This is a genomic window from Kitasatospora cathayae (assembly GCF_027627435.1).
Taxonomy (GTDB): domain Bacteria; phylum Actinomycetota; class Actinomycetes; order Streptomycetales; family Streptomycetaceae; genus Kitasatospora; species Kitasatospora cathayae.
The window spans coordinates 965539-982774 of the sequence record NZ_CP115450.1 but is presented as its reverse complement, the minus strand read 5'-3'; the positions used below and the strand labels follow the sequence as shown (position 1 = coordinate 982774).

8 protein-coding genes and 1 pseudogene are annotated in these 17236 nt (G+C 70.6%); 4 read left to right on the top strand and 5 right to left on the bottom strand.

Going from position 1 to position 17236, the window contains the following annotated elements; translation table 11 throughout:
• Positions 1-97: 97 nt before the first annotated feature.
• Entirely contained in the window at positions 98-1147 is a 1050-nt protein-coding gene (locus tag O1G21_RS04550; protein ID WP_270140983.1) for an iron-containing redox enzyme family protein, read from the top strand.
• Here the strand turns inward: O1G21_RS04550 and O1G21_RS04545 are convergent.
• Positions 1121-1357 (bottom strand): CDGSH iron-sulfur domain-containing protein, encoded by a 237-nt coding sequence (locus O1G21_RS04545; protein ID WP_270140981.1) that lies wholly within the window; start codon positions 1355-1357, stop codon positions 1121-1123. The genes O1G21_RS04550 and O1G21_RS04545 overlap by 27 nt on opposite strands.
• On the bottom strand, positions 1341-1997 hold the full coding sequence (locus tag O1G21_RS04540; RefSeq protein WP_270140979.1) for a HemK2/MTQ2 family protein methyltransferase: 657 nt from the start codon (positions 1995-1997) through the stop codon (positions 1341-1343). Before O1G21_RS04540 ends, O1G21_RS04545 begins: the two co-directional genes overlap by 17 nt.
• Before the next feature lie 340 nt (positions 1998-2337).
• Here O1G21_RS04540 and O1G21_RS04535 point away from each other — a divergent pair, with 340 nt between their 5' ends.
• Complete coding sequence (locus O1G21_RS04535; protein WP_270140977.1) at positions 2338-3165, top strand: 2OG-Fe dioxygenase family protein; 828 nt, start codon at positions 2338-2340, stop codon at positions 3163-3165.
• Positions 3166-3469: 304 nt separating this feature from the next.
• Here the strand turns inward: O1G21_RS04535 and O1G21_RS04530 are convergent, their stop codons facing one another.
• Positions 3470-4201: an Ig-like domain-containing protein gene (locus O1G21_RS04530; RefSeq protein ID WP_270150768.1), complete on the bottom strand. Its 732-nt coding sequence runs from the start codon at positions 4199-4201 to the stop codon at positions 3470-3472.
• 53 nt (positions 4202-4254) lie between these two features.
• On the opposite strand from O1G21_RS04530, the gene O1G21_RS04525 reads away from it, so the two are divergent.
• The gene (locus O1G21_RS04525) at positions 4255-4500 is read left to right on the top strand and encodes a hypothetical protein (protein WP_270140975.1); all 246 of its coding nucleotides are present in this window, start codon (positions 4255-4257) and stop codon (positions 4498-4500) included.
• A gap of 907 nt (positions 4501-5407) precedes the next feature.
• On the top strand, positions 5408-15244 hold the full coding sequence (locus tag O1G21_RS04520) for an Ig-like domain repeat protein (RefSeq protein WP_270140973.1): 9837 nt from the start codon (positions 5408-5410) through the stop codon (positions 15242-15244).
• 879 nt (positions 15245-16123) lie between these two features.
• Here O1G21_RS04520 and O1G21_RS04510 read toward each other — a convergent pair.
• Complete coding sequence (locus O1G21_RS04510; RefSeq protein ID WP_270150767.1) at positions 16124-16477, bottom strand: transposase; 354 nt, start codon at positions 16475-16477, stop codon at positions 16124-16126.
• A gap of 348 nt (positions 16478-16825) precedes the next feature.
• Positions 16826-17001, bottom strand: a pseudogene (locus O1G21_RS04505) (IS1380 family transposase); the annotation flags it as partial.
• Positions 17002-17236: the final 235 nt, after the last annotated feature.

The following is a 17236-nucleotide window of genomic DNA, read 5'->3' as shown; positions in this document are numbered from 1 at the left end:
AGCGGTGCCGCTGGGGCCGGTCGACTGCCCCGGGGCCGGGGTCAGCGGGACTGCCGCCGCGGCGCACCGCGGGGCTGAAGACGAGGAGACGGACAGCATGGACGGACGTGAGCAGCAGGAACCGACGTCGGGCCCGGGGGAGGGGACGCCCGACGCCCCGCTCCCCGCACCACGCGGGCCGCTGTCGGCGGCAGTGCTCGAACTCGTTGCGGACGGGCCTCCCGGCACAGGACCACGGCTCACACCGCTCAGTCCCTCCCACGACCCCTGGGGCGAGGACCACCAGCTGGCACTGCACCTGTGCTACGAACTCCACGACCGGGGCCTGCCGGGTGTCGACCCGGGCTGGGAATGGGATCCCGGGCTCCTCGCTCTGCGCCGCGAGCTGGAGGAGTCCTTCCTGGCCGCGGTACACGCCGAGACGCAGCCGGTACCCCCGTTGCGGTACCTGCTGGAGCAACTGCTGGCGGAGCCGTCCGCGGACTTCGGGCCGTCGCACTTCCTGCTGGCGGAGGGGGAGCGCCAGCACGCTCGGGAGTACCTGGTGCACCGGTCCGTCTACCACCTCAAGGAGGCGGACCCGCAACTGTGGGTCCTGCCGCGGATCCACGGCCCGGCGCAGGCCACGCTCATGGCGATCGCCTACGACGAGTACGGCGCCGGACGCCCCGAACGGGCCCACTGCCTGCTCTTCGCCCGGATGATGGCCGCCTTCGGCCTCGACCCCGGTTACGGGCGCTACCGGGACCTGGTTCCCGCCCCCATGCTGGCGGTGGTCAACCTCATGACCCTCTTCGGGCTGCACCGCGCGCTGCGCGGCGCGGCCGTCGGGCAGTTCGCGGCCATCGAGATCACCTCCTCGCCCGGCTCGGCCCGGCTCGCGGAAGCCCTGGAGCGGATGGGCGGCGGGGCGGACGGCACCCTGTTCTACCGTGAGCACGTCGAGGCCGACGCCGTCCACGAGCAGCTGGTACGCCGCGGCGTCATCGCGGAGCTCCTCGCCACCGAACCGGAGCTGGCCGAGGACATCGCCTTCGGCATCGCCGCCGCCACCACGGTCGACGCCCGCTTCGCCGAGCACCTGCTCGGTTCCTGGCGCGCCGGGCGGACGTCCCTGCGCTCACCCCTCGCCGACGTCGCGGTCTGACTCCCGGCAGGCCCGGCCGCGCCGACGGTGGCTGGTGTCGCAGAACGGGTAGATACGGCTGCGCCGGCACACGCACAAGGCCACCACCGGGCGCTCGGAGAGCCGCCGGGCGCCGTCCGGGAGGATCACCTCCACCGGACCCTCGACCAGCAGCGGGCCTCCCGGTACGACGCTCACCCGGGTGGCGGCCCGGTCAGGGCTCGCGGACACCGCGCACCACCACCAGCTCCTCCTCACGCTCACCCGGACCGATCACCCCGAGTTGCTCGAACAGGGCGGCCCGGGCCGTCATCACCGGCCCGAACGGCTGGCGCCGCCGCGCCACCACCGACGTGCGCAGCCCGGCCGCACGCAACAGTGCGAGGGTCGCCGGGACGTCCGCGAGGTCGGACTGTACGACCAGCAGCACCCCGCCCCCGGTCAGCACCCGCGGGACCGTCCGGCAGATCCGGTCCAGGACCAGCCGACCGTCCGGCCCGGCGTCCCAGGCCAGGGCCGCGCCCCGGCCGGGTCCCCGCCGGTCGGGGCCGGCGGGGACGTACGGCGGGTTGGCGGTCACCAGGTCGAAACGCTCGTCGGGGATCGGATCCAGCAGGTCACCCCGGTACAGCCTGACCCGGCCGCGGTGAAGGAGGGTGTTGCACCAGGCGGCGGCGACCGCCCGGGCGGACAGGTCGACCGCGGTGACCAGCGCCCCGGTGCGCGCGGCGGCGAGCGCCACGGCCCCGGTCCCGGTGCACAGGTCGAGCACGCGGCTGGAGCCGCCCAGCGCCTCCCGGCGCACACAGGCGGTCAGCAGTTCCGTGTCCGCCTGGGGTGAGTAGACCCCGGGCGGTCGAACCAGCAGCATGCCGGGCGGGTGCCCGCTCCGGCAGCGTTCACACCTGTCACACCGGCCGCATGTCCGCACCGTGTTCGCGCGGCCGGTGGCACCGCCCCAGCGCGAGCCCACAGCCGATCCGGGCGCTGCGGACGCTCGGCCGAACGGCTCCGGCCGGCCCGCCACCGGGCGTGTTCCACGGGTACCGGATGACGGCGCGCTCCCGCCCCGCGCGCCCGCGCTCATCCGCACGGCGGACGCCACGGCGGTGCGGTCGCCCGGGGCGTGCCAGCGTGGAGGGGAGACGGCCGGACACGGGCGGGCAGACGAACCCGTGCCGGAACCCGGCCAGCAGTGTAGGGAGCATCGGATGGACGAGACCGCGACCACGTCCGGTCGGGTGGACGGAGCCCAGCCGGGCGGGCAGGCCACGCGGGTCCGCCGGGACGGCTACGCCCGGCTCGGCGCAGCGGACCTGGGCATCGACACCTACGCACTGGCGGACGAGCTCGCCGAGCTCGCCGCGGCCTACCGGGACCTGCCCCGGGATCCGTACGCGCGGGCGACCAACCGGTTCCGCCGATACTCGCACGCCGTGTACCTGCCGTGGACCGGCGAGCTGTCCTACATCCCCGGCGCGCCCGACGAGGAGTTCGGCACCGTCACCGAGTACTGGCAGGACGAGCACAACCCGGAGTACCCGCGGGTGCTCCGGAGGCTGCCCGACGTCCCACCCGCCCTGCGCGGCAACCGGCTGCTCGACGCGCTGATCCGCGCGGACCTGGGCCACGCCATGTGGCTGGAAGACCTCCGGCGCGCCCCGGTCTACGTCGGCGTCCACCTGATCTCGCTCGCCGCGCGCGACCGGGAGCAAGTCGCGATCTCCTCGCCCAACTGCTTGCACCAGGACGGAGGTTCACCAGCCACCTTCACCTTCGCCCACCTCGTCGGCCGGCGGAACGTGGAGGGCGGCGAGAACGTCATCGCCACGCCCGAGAGTGCCGGCCGACAGCCCGACGCGCTGGCGCCCGAGGCCGTCCACGCCCGCTTCGTCCTGACCGAGCCGCTGGACGGCTACGGCGTGCACGACTGCCGCGTCAGCCACTACGTCGGCCCGGTCCGCCTCGGTGCCGGGGGTGACGAGGGTCGGCGCGACATCCTGATCATCGGCGTCGCCCCCTACACCCCCGGACTGTAGTCCGCGACAACGCCCCGGCCCGGGCCCCCGGTCTGGGGCCTGTCGATGAGTGGCGGTGACCGGCGTGGAGGACGGCGGTACTGGCCCGACCATTCACACACGCCCACAACGTCCGTGCCCGACGACGCGTCCGCGGGGCTTCAGCGGGGGTGCCGGGGAGCTCGGGGGCGGGCAGGCGGTCGCCCGGTAGCCCCGGACCTCGCCGAAGCGGTCGGAGTTCGCGGAGCTCATCCATTCCTCGCGCGTACCCCGGACATGCCTCACCCGGGTCGGCCCGAAGGCCGGCCCGGGCGGGTTCAGGTGATCAGACCACTGTCTGGGTGTCGATGGGTGAGGTGGAGCCGTTGAAGCTGGTGCTTCCGGCGTAGACGGCGGTCAACGAGTGGCTGCCGACGCTGAGGGTGGAGGTGCTGAACGCGGCCACGCCGGTGACGAGGGTGCCGGTGCCCAGCAGGGTGGCGCCGTCGAAGAACGACACCGTCCCGGTGGGGGTGCCGGCACCGGGGGCGGTGGCGGTGACGGTCGCCGTCAGGCTCACCAACTGCCCGTGCACCGACGGGTTCGGCGTCGAGGTCAACGCCGTGCTGGTGCTGGCCTTGGCGACCGTCTGGTTGATGGTCGCCGAGGTGGAGGTGTTGTAGCTGCCACTCCCGTTGTAGGTGGCCCTGACCGAGTGCATGCCAACACTGAGGGTGGAGTTGGTCAGGGTGGCCACGCCCCCGGACAGGGTGACCGGCGCCTGGGGGATGCCGCCGATGAAGAAGGTGACCGTGCCGGTGGGGATGCCGCCTCCGGGGGCGACGACGCTGACGGTCGCCGTCAGGCTCACCGGCTGGCCGAACACCGAGGGGTTCGGCGTAGCAGTCAACGTGGTGGTGGTGTTGGCCTTGGTGACCGTCTGGGTGTCCACCGGGGAGGTCGAGCCGTTGAAGTCGGTGTCTCCGCTGTACACGGCGGTCAGCGCGTGACTGCCGACGGTGAACGCGGAGGTGGTGAAGGTGGCCACGCCGGCGACGAGGGTGGCGGTGCCCAGCAGGGTGGCGCTGTCGAGACACCGTCCCCGTCGGGATGCCGTCCACGGAGGTGACCGTGGCAGTCAGCACTTTGGCCTGGCCGAACACCGACGGATCGGGGGCCGAGGCGAGGGCGGTGGCGGTAGTGAAGGGAACGGTGTCGGTGACGCTGACGGTGTTGGCGCTGTTGCTGGTCACGTACGCGTGCAGTCCGTCGGGAGCGATCGCCACCCCGGTCGGGAAGCTGCCCACCGCGACCGTCGGATCCGGCAGCGTCACAACAGCCGCACTCTGCTTGGGCCTTCCAAGACCCAACAGTTGACGCTACGTCGACTGAAAACTCTTGGCCATGACACGCCCCTTGATCCAGGTCTGATCGGGGTGGGGCGCCTGAGAAAGATAGTTGACGTTCAGTCAGATAAGCGTCAACAACAGAGCGTCTCGCAACCTTCCAAGGGTGTCCACCCGGCATCTCCGCTGGCCGTCACGGCCAGAACGGGCAACGGCCCGTTCCCCGGGAAGGGATGGGCAGCCCACCGGGTCGAATGTCAGCAGTAACGCACCATCCCCGTAGCCAGAACAGGCCGCGCACGAATGTTTCACCCTGACGGTGTAATAAGGTGACTTATGATCAAGGCGAGTTGTTGTCGGGGCGGGGAGAGAAACCCGGCTCGTTTGGGCATGCAGCACGCGTCCTTCGGATGCGAGGTTCACCAGGGCGGGAAGAGTTGGCCCATCGACCTGCCGGCGGGGACACTCCAGCGTGTAGAAGTGCCTCAAGTGGCTGGCATCAGGTGAGTTGATCAGCCATTGCGGCTTCGGCTGGTTGCGAGCAGGGCCAACTGCATGGTGGCTATGGGAAAGCCCGAGCCGCGCAAGTGTCGCCTGCCGCTTGGTCGACCAACATGTCCGCCTCGCCGCCCCTGTGGGCGCCTCTCTTTGCGGACTCGACTCGACGACTCGATTACTCCGTCAGGGTGAAAAATTCGCGCGCGGCCTGTTCTGGCTACCGGGATGGTGCGTTACTGCTGACATTCGACCCGGTGGGCTGCCCATCCCTTCCCGGGGAACGGGCCGTTGCCCGTTCTGGCCGTAACGGCCAGCGGAGATGCCGGGTGGGCACCCTTGAAAGGTTGCGAGACGCTCTGTTGTTGACGCTTACCTGACTGAACGTCAACTATCTTTCTCAGGCGCCCCACCCCGATCAGGCCTGGATCAAGGGGCGTATCATGGCCAAGAGTTTTCAGTCGACGTGGCGTCAACTGTTGGGCCTCGGAAGGCTCAAGCAGAGTGCGGCTGTTGTGACGCCGCCGGATCCGACGGTGGCGGTGGGCAGCTTCCCGACCGGGGTGGCGATCACTCCCGACGGGCTGCACGCGTACGTGACCAACGAGGGCGACAACACCGTCAGCGTGATCGCCACCGCCACCAACACCGTCACCGCCACCATTCCCGTGGGAAGCGGGCCGTTCGATGTGGCGATCACTCCCGACGGGCTGCACGCGTACGTGACCAACGAGGGCGGCAACAGCGTCAGTGTGATCGCCACCGCCACCAACACCACCGTGGCCACCATTCCCGTGGGAAGCGGGCCGTTCGGAGTGGCCGTCGCTCCCGGCGGACTGCACGCGTACGTGACCAACAGCGGTGACAACACGGTCAGCGTGATCGCCACCGTCACCAACACCGTCACCGCCACGGTTGCTGTGGGGACCGTGCCGTTCGGGGTGGCGATCACTCCCGACGGGCTGCACGCGTACGTGACCAACGAGGGCGGCAACAGCGTCAGCGTGATCGACACCGCGACCAACACCGTCACCGCCACGGTTGCTGTGGGTGCCGCGCCCACCGGCGTCGCGGTCAGCCCCGACGGGCTGCACGCGTACGTGACCAACAACGGTGACAACACCGTCAGCGTGATCGCCACCGCCACCAACACCGTCACCGCCACCATCACCGTGGGTGCCGCGCCCACCGGCGTCGCGGTCAGCCCCGACGGGCTGCACGCGTACGTGACCAACAACGGTGACAACACCGTCAGCGTGATCGCCACCGCCACCAACACCACCGTGGCCACCATTCCCGTGGGAACCGGGCCGTTCGATGTGGCGATCACTCCCGACGGACTGCACGAGTACGTGACCAACAACAGCGCCAACACCGTCAGCGTCACCGACACCGTTCCCTTCACTACCGCCACCGCCCTCGCCTCGGCCCCCGATCCGTCGGTGTTCGGCCAGGCCAAAGTGCTGACTGCCACGGTCACCTCCGTGGACGGCATCCCGACGGGGACGGTGTCGTTCTTCGACGGTGTGACCCTGCTGGGCACCGCCACCCTCGTCGCGGGCGTGGCCACCTTCACCACGTCCACCCTCAGTGTGGGCAGTCACGCCCTGACCGCCGTCTACGGCGGAGACACTGCCTTCAGTGGCTCGACCTCGCCGGTGGACACCCAGACGGTGAACGCGGCCGACACCACAACGGTGTTGATCTCGGCGCCCGATCCGTCGGTGTTCGGCGAGCCCAAGGTGCTGACTGCCACGGTCACTTCCGTGGCTGGCGTCCCGACGGGGACGGTGTCGTTCTTCGACGGTGTGACCCTGCTGGGCACCGCCACCCTCGTCGCGGGCGTGGCCACCTTCACCGCCTCCGCCCTCGGCGTGGGCAGTCACGCGCTGACCGCCGTCTACGGCGGAGACACCAGCTTCAGCGGCTCGACCTCGCCGGTGGACACCCAGACGGTGAACGCGGCCGACACCACAACGGTGTTGATCTCCGTGCCCGATCCGTCGGTGTTCGGCGAGCCTAAGGTGCTGACTGCCACGGTCACTTCCGTGGCTGGCGTCCCGACGGGGACGGTGTCGTTCTTCGACGGTGTGACCCTGCTGGGTACTGGCACCCTCGTCGCGGGCGTGGCCACGTTCACCACGTCCGCCCTCGGCGTCGGCAGTCACGCCCTGACCGCCGTCTACGGCGGAGACACCAGCTTCAGCGGCTCGACCTCGCCGGTGGACACCCAGACGGTGAACGCGGCCGACACCACAACGGTGTTGACGTCCGTGCCCGATCCGTCGGTGTTCGGCGAGCCCAAGGTGCTGACTGCCACGGTCACTTCCGTGGCTGGCGTCCCGACGGGGACGGTGTCGTTCTTCGACGGTGTGACCCTGCTGGGCACCGCCACCCTCGTCGCGGGCGTGGCCACCTTCACCGCCTCCGCCCTCGGCGTGGGCAGTCACGCGCTGACCGCCGTCTACGGCGGAGACACCAGCTTCAGCGGCTCGACCTCGCCGGTGGACACCCAGACGGTGAACGCGGCCGACACCACAACGGTGTTGATCTCCGTGCCCGATCCGTCGGTGTTCGGCGAGCCTAAGGTGCTGACTGCCACGGTCACTTCCGTGGCTGGCGTCCCGACGGGGACGGTGTCGTTCTTCGACGGTGTGACCCTGCTGGGTACTGGCACCCTCGTCGCGGGCGTGGCCACGTTCACCACGTCCGCCCTCGGCGTCGGCAGTCACGCCCTGACCGCCGTCTACGGCGGAGACACCAGCTTCAGCGGCTCGACCTCGCCGGTGGACACCCAGACGGTGAACGCGGCCGACACCACAACGGTGTTGACGTCCGTGCCCGATCCGTCGGTGTTCGGCGAGCCCAAGGTGCTGACTGCCACGGTCACCTCCGTGGCCGGCGTCCCGACGGGGACGGTGTCGTTCTTCGACGGCGCGACTCTGCTGGGTACCGGCACCCTCGTCGCCGGCGTGGCCACATTCACCACGTCCGCCCTCGGCGTCGGCAGTCACGCCCTGACCGCCGTCTACAGCGGCGACACCGCCTTCAGCGGCTCGACCTCCCCGGTGGACACCCAGACGGTGAACGCGGCCGACACCACAACGGTGTTGATCTCGGCGCCCGATCCGTCGGTGTTCGGCGAGCCCAAGGTGCTGACTGCCACGGTCACTTCCGTGGCCGGCGTCCCGACGGGGACGGTGTCGTTCTTCGACGGCGCGACTCTGCTGGGTACTGGCACCCTCGTCGCTGGCGTGGCCACGTTCACCACGTCCGCCCTCGGCGTGGGCAGTCACGCGCTGACCGCCGTCTACGGCGGAGACACCAGCTTCAGCGGCTCGACCTCGCCGGTGGACGCCCAGACGGTGAACGCGGCCGACACCTCAACGGTGTTGACGTCCGTGCCCGATCCGTCGGTGTTCGGCGAGCCCAAGGTGCTGACTGCCACGGTCACCTCCGTGGCCGGCGTCCCGACGGGGACGGTGTCGTTCTTCGACGGCGTGACCCTGCTGGGTACCGGCACCCTCGTCGCTGGCGTGGCCACGTTCACCACGTCCGCCCTCGGCGTCGGCAGTCACGCGCTGACCGCCGTCTACGGCGGAGACACCAGCTTCAGTGGCTCGACCTCGCCGGTGGATACCCAGACGGTGAACGCGGCCGACACCACAACGGCGCTCACCTCGGCGCCCGACCCGTCGGTGTTCGGCCAGGCCAAGGTCCTCACCGCTACCGTCACCGTGGTGGCTCCGGGTGTCGGCGTCCCGACGGGGACGGTGTCGTTCTTCGACGGCGCGACCCTGCTGGGCACCGGTACCCTGGACCCCAGTGGCGTGGCCACGTTCACTACCTCCGGCCTCAGCGTGGGCAGTCACGCGCTGACCGCCGTCTACGGTGGCGACACCGACTTCAACGGATCGACCTCACCCGTCGACACCCAGACCGTGAACGCGGCCGACACGACAACGGCGCTCACCTCGGCGCCCGATCCGTCGGTGTTCGGCGAGCCTAAGGTGCTGACTGCCACGGTCACCTCCGGTGCTGGCATCCCGACGGGGACGGTGTCGTTCTTCGACGGCGCGACCCTGCTGGGCACCGCCACCCTCGTCGCCGGCGTGGCCACCTTCACCACCTCCGCCCTCAGCGTCGGCAGTCACGCCCTGACCGCCGTCTACGGCGGCGACACCAGCTTCAACGGCTCGACCTCGCCGGTGGATACCCAGACCGTGAACGCGGCCGACACGACAACGGTGCTCACCTCGGCGCCCGATCCGTCGGTGTTCGGCCAGGCCAAGGTCCTCACCGCTGCCGTCACCGTGGTGGCTCCGGGTGTCGGCGTCCCGACGGGGACGGTGTCGTTCTTCGACGGTGTGACCCTGCTGGGTACCGGCACCCTCGTCGCTGGCGTGGCCACGTTCACCACCTCCGCCCTCAGCGTGGGCAGTCACGCGCTGACCGCCGTCTACGGCGGCGACACCAGCTTCAACGGCTCGACCTCGCCGGTGGACGCCCAGACGGTGAACGCGGCCGACATCACAACGGTGTTGACGTCCGTGCCCGATCCGTCGGTGTTCGGCGAGGCCAAGGTCCTCACCGCTACCGTCACCGTGGTGGCTCCGGGTGTCGGCGTCCCGACGGGGACGGTGTCGTTCTTCGACGGCGCGACTCTGCTGGGTACCGGCACCCTCGTCGCGGGCGTGGCCACCTTCACCGCCTCCACCCTCAGCGTCGGCAGCCACGCCCTGACCGCCGTCTACAGCGGAGACACCGCCTTCAGCGGCTCGACCTCCCCGGTGGACACCCAGACGGTGAACGCGGCCGACACCACAACGGTGTTGACGTCCGCGCCCGATCCGTCGGTGTTCGGCCAGGCCAAGGTGCTGACCGCCACCGTCACCGCCGTCGCTCCGGGTGTCGGCACCCCGACGGGGACGGTGTCGTTCTTCGACGGTGTGACCCTGCTGGGTACCGGCACCCTCGTCGCTGGCGTGGCCACCTTCACCGCCTCCACCCTCAGCGTCGGCAGCCACGCCCTGACCGCCGTCTACAGCGGAGACACCGCCTTCAGCGGCTCGACCTCCCCGGTGGACGCCCAGACGGTGAACGCGGCCGACACCACAACGGTGTTGACGTCCGTGCCCGATCCGTCGGTGTTCGGCGAGGCCAAGGTCCTCACCGCTACCGTCACCGTGGTGGCTCCGGGTGTCGGCGTCCCGACGGGGACGGTGTCGTTCTTCGACGGTGTGACCCTGCTGGGTACCGGCACCCTCGTCGCGGGCGTGGCCACCTTCACCGCCTCCACCCTCAGCGTCGGCAGCCACGCCCTGACCGCCGTCTACAGCGGAGACACCGCCTTCAGCGGCTCGACCTCCCCGGTGGACACCCAGACGGTGAACGCGGCCGACACCACAACGGTGTTGACGTCCGCGCCCGATCCGTCGGTGTTCGGCCAGGCCAAGGTGCTGACCGCCACCGTCACCGCCGTCGCTCCGGGTGTCGGCACCCCGACGGGGACGGTGTCGTTCTTCGACGGTGTGACCCTGCTGGGTACTGGCACCCTCGTCGCGGGCGTGGCCACCTTCACCGCCTCCACCCTCAGTGTGGGCAGTCACGCCCTGACCGCCGTCTACGGCGGAGACACTGCCTTCAGTGGCTCGACCTCGCCGGTGGACACCCAGACGGTGAACGCGGCCGACACCACAACGGTGTTGATCTCCGTGCCCGATCCGTCGGTGTTCGGCGAGCCCAAGGTGCTGACTGCCACGGTCACTTCCGTGGCTGGCGTCCCGACGGGGACGGTGTCGTTCTTCGACGGTGTGACCCTGCTGGGTACTGGCACCCTCGTCGCGGGCGTGGCCACCTTCACCGCCTCCACCCTCAGTGTGGGCAGTCACGCCCTGACCGCCGTCTACGGCGGAGACACTGCCTTCAGTGGCTCGACCTCGCCGGTGGACGCCCAGACGGTGAACGCGGCCGACACCACAACGGTGTTGACGTCCGTGCCCGATCCGTCGGTGTTCGGCGAGCCTAAGGTGCTGACTGCCACGGTCACCTCCGGTGCTGGCATCCCGACGGGGACGGTGTCGTTCTTCGACGGCGCGACTCTGCTGGGTACCGGCACCCTCGTCGCCGGCGTGGCCACGTTCACCACGTCCGCCCTCGGCGTGGGCAGTCACGCCCTGACCGCCGTCTACAGCGGAGACACCAGCTTCAACGGATCGACCTCACCCGTCGACACCCAGACCGTGAACACGGCCAACACCACAACGGCGCTCACCTCCGCACCCGATCCGTCGGTGTTCGGCGAGCCCAAGGTCCTCACCGCCACCGTCACCGCCGTCGCTCCCGGTGTCGGCGTCCCGACGGGGACGGTGTCGTTCTTCGACGGCGCGACCCTGCTGGGCACCGCCACCCTCGTCGCCGGCGTGGCCACCTTCACCACCTCCGCCCTCGGCGTCGGCAGTCACGCCCTGACCGCCGTCTACGGCGGAGACACCGCCTTCAGCGGCTCGACCTCGCCGGTGGACGCCCAGACGGTGAACGCGGCCGACACCACAACGGTGTTGACGTCCGTGCCCGATCCGTCGGTGTTCGGCGAGGCAAAGGTGCTGACTGCCACGGTCACCTCCGGTGCTGGCATCCCGACGGGGACGGTGTCGTTCTTCGACGGCGCGACCCTGCTGGGCACCGCCACCCTCGTCGCCGGCGTGGCCACCTTCACCACCTCCGCCCTCGGCGTGGGCAGTCACGCCCTGACCGCCGTCTACAGCGGAGACACCAGCTTCAACGGATCGACCTCACCCGTCGACACCCAGACCGTGAACGCGGCCGACACGACAACGGCGCTCACCTCGGCGCCCGACCCGTCGGTGCTCGGCGAGCCCAAGGTCCTCACCGCCACCGTCACCGCCGTCGCTCCCGGTGTCGGCATCCCGACGGGGACGGTGTCGTTCTTCGACGGCGCGACCCTGCTGGGCACCGCCACCCTCGTCGCCGGCGTGGCCACCTTCACCACGTCCGCCCTCAGCGTCGGCAGCCACGCCCTGACCGCGGTCTACGGTGGCGACACCGACTTCAGCGGTTCGACCTCACCGGTGGACGCCCAGACGGTCACCCCCGCCGGTACCGTCACCGTCCTTACCTCCGTGCCCGATCCGTCGGTGTTCGGCGAGCCCAAGGTGCTGACCGCCACGGTCACCGCCGTCGCTCCCGGTGTCGGCGTCCCGACGGGGACGGTGTCGTTCTTCGACGGCGCGACCCTGCTGGGCACCGCCACCCTCGTCGCCGGCGTGGCCACCTTCACCACGTCCGCCCTCAGCGTCGGCAGCCACGCCCTGACCGCGGTCTACGGTGGCGACACCGACTTCAGCGGTTCGACCTCGCCAGTGGACGCCCAGACGGTCACCCCCGCCGGTACCGTCACCGTACTTACCTCCGTGCCCGATCCGTCGGTGTTCGGCGAGCCCAAGGTGCTGACCGCCACGGTCACCGCCGTCGCTCCCGGTGTCGGCGTCCCGACGGGGACGGTGTCGTTCTTCGACGGCGCGACCCTGCTGGGCACCGCCACCCTCGCCGGCGGCGTGGCCACGTTCACCACCTCCGGCCTCGGCGTGGGCAGTCACGCGCTGACCGCCGTCTACGGCGGCGACACCGACTTCAGCGGTTCGACCTCACCGGTGGACACCCAGACGGTCACCCCCGCCGGTACCGTCACCGTACTTACCTCCGTGCCCGATCCGTCGGTGTTCGGCGAGCCCAAGGTGCTGACCGCCACGGTCACCGCCGTCGCTCCCGGTGTCGGCGTCCCGACGGGGACGGTGTCGTTCTTCGACGGCGCGACCCTGCTGGGCACCGCCACCCTCGCCGGCGGCGTGGCCACGTTCACCACCTCCGGCCTCGGCGTCGGCAGCCACGCGCTGACCGCCGTCTACGGCGGCGACACCGACTTCAGCGGTTCGACCTCACCGGTGGACGCCCAGACGGTGAACGCGGCCGACACCACAACGGTGTTGACGTCCGCGCCCGACCCGTCGGTGTTCGGCCAGGCCAAGGTGCTGACCGCCACCGTCACCGCCGTCGCTCCCGGTGCCGGCACCCCCACCGGGACGGTGTCGTTCTTCGACGGCGCGACCCTGCTGGGCACCGCCACCCTCGTCGCCGGCGTGGCCACGTTCACCACGTCCACCCTCGGCGTCGGCAGCCACGCGCTGACCGCCGTCTACGGTGGCGACACCGACTTCAGCGGTTCGACCTCGCCGGTGGACACCCAGACGGTCACCCCCGCCGGTACCGTCACCGTCCTTACCTCCGTGCCCGATCCGTCGGTGTTCGGCCAGGCCAAGGTGCTGACCGCCACCGTCACCGCCGTCGCTCCCGGTGTCGGCGTCCCCACGGGGACGGTGTCGTTCTTCGACGGCGCCACCCTGCTGGGCACCGCCACCCTCGCCGGCGGCGTGGCCACGTTCACCACCTCCGCCCTCGGCGTCGGCAGCCACGCGCTGACCGCCGTCTACGGCGGCGACACCGACTTCAACGGCTCGACCTCACCCGTCGACATCCAGACGGTCACCCCCGCCGGTACCGTCACCGTCCTTACCTCGGCGCCCGACCCGTCGGTGTTCGGCCAGCCCAAGGTCCTCACCGCCACGGTCACCGTGGTGGCTCCGGGTGTCGGCGTCCCGACGGGGACGGTGTCGTTCTTCGACGGCGCGACCCTGCTGGGCACCGGCACCCTCGTCGCTGGCGTGGCCACCTTCACCACCTCCGGCCTCAGTGTCGGCAGTCACGCGCTGACCGCCGTCTACAGCGGAAGCGTCGGCTTCAACGGATCGACCTCCCCGGTGGACACCCAGACGGTCGCCAAGGCCAACACCACAACGGCGCTCACCTCCGTGCCCGACCCGTCGGTGTTCGGCCAGGCCAAGGTGCTGACCGCCACGGTCACCGCCGTCGCTCCCGGTGTCGGCGTCCCGACGGGGACGGTGTCGTTCTTCGACGGCGCGACCCTGCTGGGCACCGCCACCCTCGCCGCGGGCGTGGCCACGTTCACCACGTCCGCCCTCGGCGTGGGCAGTCACGCGCTGACCGCTGTTTACAGCGGAAGCGTCGGCTTCAACGGCTCGACCTCACCCGTCGACACCCAGACGGTCGCCAAGGCCAACACCACAACGGCGCTCACCTCGGCGCCCGATCCGTCGGTGTTCGGCCAGGCCAAGGTGCTGACCGCCACCGTCACCGCCGTCGCCCCCGGAGCCGGCACCCCCACCGGGACGGTGTCGTTCTTCGACGGCGCGACCCTGCTGGGCACCGCCACCCTCGTCGCTGGCGTGGCCACCTTCACCACGTCCGCCCTCGGCGTGGGCAGTCACGCCCTGACCGCCGTCTACAGCGGAAGCGCCCGCTTCAACGGCTCGACCTCACCCGTCGACACCCAGACGGTCGCCAAGGCCAACACCACAACGGCGCTCACCTCCGTGCCCGATCCGTCGGTGTTCGGCCAGCCCAAGGTGCTGACCGCCACCATCACCGCCGTCGCCCCCGGAGCCGGCACCCCCACCGGGACGGTGTCGTTCTTCGACGGCGCCACCCTGCTGGGCACCGCCACCCTCGTCGCTGGCGTGGCCACCTTCACCACCTCCGGCCTCGGCGTCGGCAGCCACGCGCTGACCGCCGTCTACAGCGGAAGCGCCCGCTTCAACGGCTCGACCTCACCCGTCGACACCCAGACGGTCGCCAAGGCCAACACCACAACGGCGCTCACCTCGGCGCCCGACCCGTCGGTGTTCGGCCAGCCCAAGGTGCTGACCGCCACCATCACCGCCGTCGCCCCCGGAGCCGGCACCCCCACCGGGACGGTGTCGTTCTTCGACGGCGCCACCCTGCTGGGCACCGCCACCCTCGTCGCTGGCGTGGCCACCTTCACCACCTCCGGCCTCGGCGTCGGCAGCCACGCGCTGACCGCCGTCTACAGCGGAAGCGCCCGCTTCAACGGATCGACCTCACCCGTCGACACCCAGACAGTCACCAGCCCAGCTCTTCCGATCCTGAAACTCGTCGTTCCGCCCTTCGGGCCCGCTGGCGGTGGCAACGACGTCATTCTCATCGGCTCGAACCTCAACGGCATCACCGGGGTCACCTTCGGCGGCGTTCCGGCCGTTATCGTCTGGCAGTACTCGGGAGCCATCGTCGCGGTCGTGGCACCGCCCCATGCCCCCGGCACTGTGCCGGTCGTTGTCCACACGTCGTCCGGCCCCAGTAACCCGATGTCCTACACCTATTTCTGAGGCGCCCCAACGGTCGTCTCGTAGCCCAGCCCTCGGCGTGCGTCGAGGCGGGTGGTAGCGGGTCCGCCCGGCTCAGGTCGTTCCGGCCAGGTGCTGGCGTGTGACTGTGCGCCGGCGAGCTTCCAGCGGCGCACCTGCGCAGGACGCGGAGCTCCTCTGCCCGCGCGGCGATCCGCCGCGCGGGCAGAGGAGCGCAGGTACTCCACGGTCGGGGAGCCGCGGCCCGTGACGGCGTAGTGGCCCTCGGACGCCAGCAACGACGAGTTATGACCGAGCGACCGAAGCAAGATCACCGTGTCGCCGGGCGGCGTCAACATCGTGCTTGAAGTCCACTCGCACCTCGGCCGGAACCTGGTGCAATTGCATCAGATGCTTAACCTCGATCTTTCGTGACGGTTCGTCGGTTCATCCGGGGGGCCGTTTCGACTTGTTCGGGCGGTGGTGGGCAGGCCGGTGGTCCGGCTGATGCGCCGGGTGGGCACCGGGTTCCACGGCTCCGGAAGTGAAGGCTGCTCGTCGGGATAGGGCGTTGTGGCTGATCAGCCGGGGTCGGGCAGGGCTTGCAGGCGCTCGAAGGCGCTGGTGATCAGGTCGGTCCAGGGCCAGTGGCGGGCAGGGCGGAGGTATCGGCGGCCGGTGGTGGCGAGCTGGGCGGGGGCGGAGAACGGCCGCAGGCGCAGGCGCTTGGGCTCCCACCGGCGGGTGGGTCCGGTCAGACCCGAATCCGCAGGTAGTGGCCGATGGCCTGTCAGTTGATCTCTGGATGGGTCATGGGCCCGGGTGCGGGGCGTGTGGGTAGGCCGAGGGCCCGGCTGTCGTGCCGGGTGAGCGGCTTTCCAGGGCGGTTGCGGGCGGCTCGGGCCGGGGCGAGGCGATCGGTCAGGCGGGCAGGAGGTGCCGGTGGGCGCGGATCCGGGCCAGCGTCTGGGCGATCAGCCTGTCGGCGGCGGGGGTGAAGCGCAGGTCGTGGCGGCGGGCGGTGACCGTCCAGCGGGCGGCGCGGCGGATCAGCAGCCGGCGCACTGTTGCGATGCGACGCCTCGCGGCGCCGAGCGGGGCGAGCATCTGCAGCCACGCGGACAGGTTGTAGGTCAGCAGTGCACCCCACATCCACATGCTGTTGATCTGGTGGGAGGCGGAGGGCAGGTGGTTCGGTCCGGCTCCGTGGGCGCTGTCGCGGAAGAGTTCCTCGATCCTGGTGCGGCGGCGGAACTCCCACTCCGCCGTCGCGATCTCTCCCCCAGCCTTCGGCTGGGAGGTACCCCCACGTCCAGGTCCAGTTCCTCGTTGGTGGCGATGAACGAGTAGGCGTACGCCTGTTCCTCCAGGCCGTCCAGGACCAGAGCGAATTGGTCCTTACCGACGGTCCGCGAGCGGCGCGAGCGCGGGTCCGCGGACAGCTCGACCGCGTCGTGACGCACCCGGCGAGCGACCAGCCTCGTGCCCTCGGGCCACCCGCCGGGCACGGCAGGTGTCCTTGCAGGTAGAGCGATCAGGCGTAGAGAACCTCGATCGTCTCAAGCCCGCACGGACACCTGTCGTCGTATCAGCCACCGACCGCCACCACTACCTGCGGATTCGGGTCAGAGCGAGCATGGGTATCCAGGCGAGCAGATCGAGTGTGAGCTGGACGATCTCCAGCCAGGCCTGGTTCTGCGTGGCGTCGTGCAGGGGCAGGTTGCGCAGACCGGTGTCGCGGGCGGCGCGGATGCGGTCCCGGTGCGGGCACGCCGGCGGTGCCGCAGCTCGAGCCGGGCGATCGGGGCGTGGGTGGACGATCGCCACCTCGTCGTACTCCGGGTTGCCGAAGGGGTGGTCGTAGTTGGTGGTGGGTGTCGATCACGGTGCTGCACAAGCCACCCAACTCCCGGTCGATCCAACGGCTGAGCAGCCGACTGAACGGGGGTCGCCACCAGCAGTTCATGGACACGGGAGGCAAGCGAGTTGACGGTGTCGGCCATGGATCTCCTCAGACGGGGGTGGCGCACGCGG

Coding starts and splice junctions, on each gene's coding strand:
- O1G21_RS04550 (WP_270140983.1), top strand. CDS start 98: ATGGACGGACGTGAGCAGCAGGAACCGACGTCGGGCCCGGGGGAGGGG.
- O1G21_RS04540 (WP_270140979.1), bottom strand. CDS start 1,997: ATGCTGCTGGTTCGACCGCCCGGGGTCTACTCACCCCAGGCGGACACG.
- O1G21_RS04535 (WP_270140977.1), top strand. CDS start 2,338: ATGGACGAGACCGCGACCACGTCCGGTCGGGTGGACGGAGCCCAGCCG.
- O1G21_RS04520 (WP_270140973.1), top strand. CDS start 5,408: ATGGCCAAGAGTTTTCAGTCGACGTGGCGTCAACTGTTGGGCCTCGGA.